Origin of the sequence: Sutterella sp., assembly GCF_030539355.1 — a bacterium.
In the GTDB taxonomy this organism is placed as follows: Bacteria; Pseudomonadota; Gammaproteobacteria; order Burkholderiales; family Burkholderiaceae_F; genus Sutterella.
Genome location: NZ_JAUNSF010000177.1, coordinates 1 through 3,070, shown reverse-complemented (window position 1 = coordinate 3,070; position 3,070 = coordinate 1). Strand labels below are relative to the sequence as shown.

3 protein-coding genes and 1 pseudogene are annotated in these 3,070 nt (G+C 63.5%); 3 read left to right on the top strand and 1 reads right to left on the bottom strand.

From position 1 onward, the window contains the following. Positions 1-72: 72 nt before the first annotated feature. A complete protein-coding gene (locus Q4F91_RS13275; protein ID WP_303338208.1) occupies positions 73-897 on the top strand; it encodes a molybdopterin-synthase adenylyltransferase MoeB in 825 nt (274 codons plus the stop codon). After that, positions 894-1,307 carry a M67 family metallopeptidase gene (locus Q4F91_RS13270; RefSeq protein WP_303338207.1) on the top strand — a complete coding sequence of 138 codons (414 nt, stop codon included), beginning with the start codon at positions 894-896 and terminating at the stop codon, positions 1,305-1,307. Before Q4F91_RS13275 ends, Q4F91_RS13270 begins: the two co-directional genes overlap by 4 nt. A 95-nt stretch (positions 1,308-1,402) precedes the next feature. Here Q4F91_RS13270 and Q4F91_RS13265 read toward each other — a convergent pair whose 3' ends face one another. Then, positions 1,403-2,233 carry a hypothetical protein gene (locus Q4F91_RS13265; protein ID WP_303338206.1) on the bottom strand — a complete coding sequence of 277 codons (831 nt, stop codon included), beginning with the start codon at positions 2,231-2,233 and terminating at the stop codon, positions 1,403-1,405. 456 nt (positions 2,234-2,689) lie between these two features. Between Q4F91_RS13265 and Q4F91_RS13260 the strand changes: the two are divergent. After that, positions 2,690-3,070: pseudogene (locus Q4F91_RS13260) on the top strand (hypothetical protein); the annotation flags it as partial.

The window sequence follows — 3,070 nt, the reverse complement described above, 5'->3', positions numbered from 1 at the left end:
GGAATTCCCGGCGCGCGTGCTCGCCGAGGGCGACGTGGTCGAGATCATCTTCTTCATGGGCGGAGGCTGCTGATGGCCTTCACCAACGAAGACCTCGAGCGCTACTCGAGGCACCTGATTCTGAAGGAGGTGGGGCCCAAGGGCCAGAGGAAGCTCCTCGCCGCGAAGGTTCTCATCATCGGCGCGGGCGGCCTCGGCGCCCCGGCAGCGATGTACCTCGCCGCCGCGGGCGTGGGCACGATCGGCATCGCCGACGCCGACGTCGTGGACCTCTCGAACCTGCAGCGCCAGGTCATTCACACGACGAATGACATCGGCCGCCCGAAGGTCGAGAGCGCGAAGGAGACGATGCTCGCCATCAACCCGGGCATCACGGTCAACACGTACTACGACTTCATCACCGCGAACAACATCGGCGGCATCATCGCGGACTACGACTTCGTGATCGACGCCACGGACAACTTCGCGGCGAAGTTCCTCATCAACGACGCCTGCGTGCTCGCGAAGAAGCCGTTCGTCCACGCCGGCATCATCCGCTTCCAGGGCCAGGTGATGACCTGGGTGCCGGGCGCGGAGGAGCCCTGCTACCGCTGCGTCTTCCGCGAGCCGCCGCCGAAGGACGCCGTCCCCACCTGCCGCCAGGCGGGCGTGATCGGCGTGATGGCCGGCATCATCGGCTGCCTTGAAGCGCTCGAGGCCATCAAGTACATTCTCGGTCTCGGGGATCTCCTCACCGGAAGGCTGCTCACCTTCGACGCGATCAAGATGACCTTCCACGAGGTGAAGCTCCCGGGCCGGAGCCGCGGCTGCGCGGTCTGCGGCGACCACCCCACGATCTTCAGGCCCTTTGACTACGAGCAGACGGTCTGCGAGGACAAAATCGGAGCCCATTCATGATCCAGCTCTCACGCATTGACTACGACCGGATCGTCGCGCACGCCCGCTCGGTGCTCCCCGAGGAGGCCTGCGGGCTGATCGCGGGCGTCGAGCAGGGCGGCGTGCGCGTCGTGAAGCGCGTCTACCTGCTTGAGAACACGGATCACTCGAACGAGCACTTCACGATCTCGCCGAAGGACCATCTCACGGCTCTGAAGGACATGCGCGCGGCGGGGCTCGACGCGCTCGGCAACTGGCACTCCCACCCGGAGACGCCCTCGAGGCCGTCCGAGGAGGACAAGCGCCTCGCCTTCGACCCGGGCGCGAGCTACATGATTCTCTCGCTCGCCGACCGCGACCGCCCGGTCTTGAAGAGCTTCCGCATCGAGAAGGGCGAGTCCCGCGAGGAGGCGCTCCTCATCGAGCCCTGAGGTTCCGTCACAGCGGAGCCTGAAAGCTCGGAAGACCGGCTTCACGTCGAGCGGGCCGGTCTTCGCTTTTCTTCAGCATCCGAGGCGCGCAGAGATCACTCCTCCTCGTCCGGGAACACCCTGCGCTTCCTTCTCCACGCATTCTCCTTCTGCTCGGAGAGCATGCAGTTCTCCGGGGAGAAGTCCTTCGTGCAGTCCTTCCGCACGACGTAGAGGCCCTTCCTCCACTGCTGCGCGACGCACCAGGCGAAGAAGGCGTCGAAGTCGAGCCACTCCTCGCAGAGCCTGACGCCCAGCGCCCCCGTGTTGGCGTAGGCGCCGTGCCGCTTGTTCTCGCAGCGCTGCCGCAGGTTGTGCCAGTACGCGTAGAGCGGGTGCTCGCTCCTGTACTGCCCCGTGTGGAGCGCCCGCTCCTCCTCGGGCGTCGCGAGGTAGCAGTTCGCAGGCGACCAGCCGACCGAGAGGTCCCGGCGCCAGAGGCGCTTCCCCGGTGCCCAGTCGTTCTCGGCGAGCCAGGCGTCGAACCCCTCGAACACCTTCCACTCGTCGCAGAGGCGAATGCCCTTCGCGCCGCAGTTGTTCCAGCCGGGCGCCCCTGGGATCTCGCACTTCCGCATGATGGCGTACCAGATCCTCCAGGCCTGCTGGCGGTCGGTCGGCGCCCTGCCGCCGGTGACGCGGCTGCGACGGCCCCCGCGCCGCAGGCACCCGCAGGAGCGTGTGGTGCCGGTGGTGAGACACCCCGAGGAGACCGTCGTACGGTTTCCGCAGTCGCACAGACAGTGCCAGTAGTAGGCGTAGGAGGGCTTGCCCGCCGAGCCGTCCGGATTGAGATGCTCGCGCCGCACCGTGTGGGAGAAGCCTTCGACCACGAGCCGCCCGAAGCGCTGTCCCGTCAGGTCCTTTCCATTGAATGCTTTTTCCATTTTCCCTCCCTCTTGTGAAGCGCGAAGGGAAAAAGTTTATCACAGCAAATCGCAAGCATTTACTCAACAAAATCCGTCAATTCCAGTGAATATACTATGGATTTGACAGACGTTCCGTTTCAGTGAAATTCATTGATGAATCAACGGGTTTGACCGTCGCCTGTTTTGTCAAGTTTTTGCTTTACTTGTGAGCTTTCTGACAGTCAGGGCTGACGATCCGCGCGGTGTCGCCGCTCTTCGCTGTACATTGCGCGATCAGTCTTCTCCCTTCGTCCTCGCTGAAGATAATCGTCAGCGCGTGATGTCGAATGTACGTCGAAGAGAAACCGTCAGTTTTTGCTTTTTGCCGTTCAGGATCTGTAGACTTCATGCCCTGCGGAGTATCTCCATCTCGCTCACGGGTTCATCCTCCGCCTCATTTCTCATTTTCCCGTTAAAACAATCCGGATTATCATCATGAAGAAGCTCGCCCTCCTTGCCCTCGTCCCGCTCGCCCTCGCGCTCACCGGCTGCGCGGTGCCGCCCCTTGACTTCACTCCCGCCGACATCGAGTTCTCGACCGAGAAGGTCGAGGCGGAGCTGAGGAGCGTCAACGTCTCCTATGCCAAGAAGGAGGAGCAGACGGGCGAGATCTACGTGGGCGTGACGCCGCAGACCTCCGAGGGCGACAACTTCATCTCGGCCTTCAAGGACGCGCTGCAGTCCGGAATCGACCAGGCCGGGCTCTTTCGCGACGGCGCGCCGATGAAGGTGACGGTCTTCGCCAAGATCCGCAAGTTCGAATCCCCGCACATGTCGGTGGGCTTCGGAACGACGTCCGAGGTCGAGTACACGATC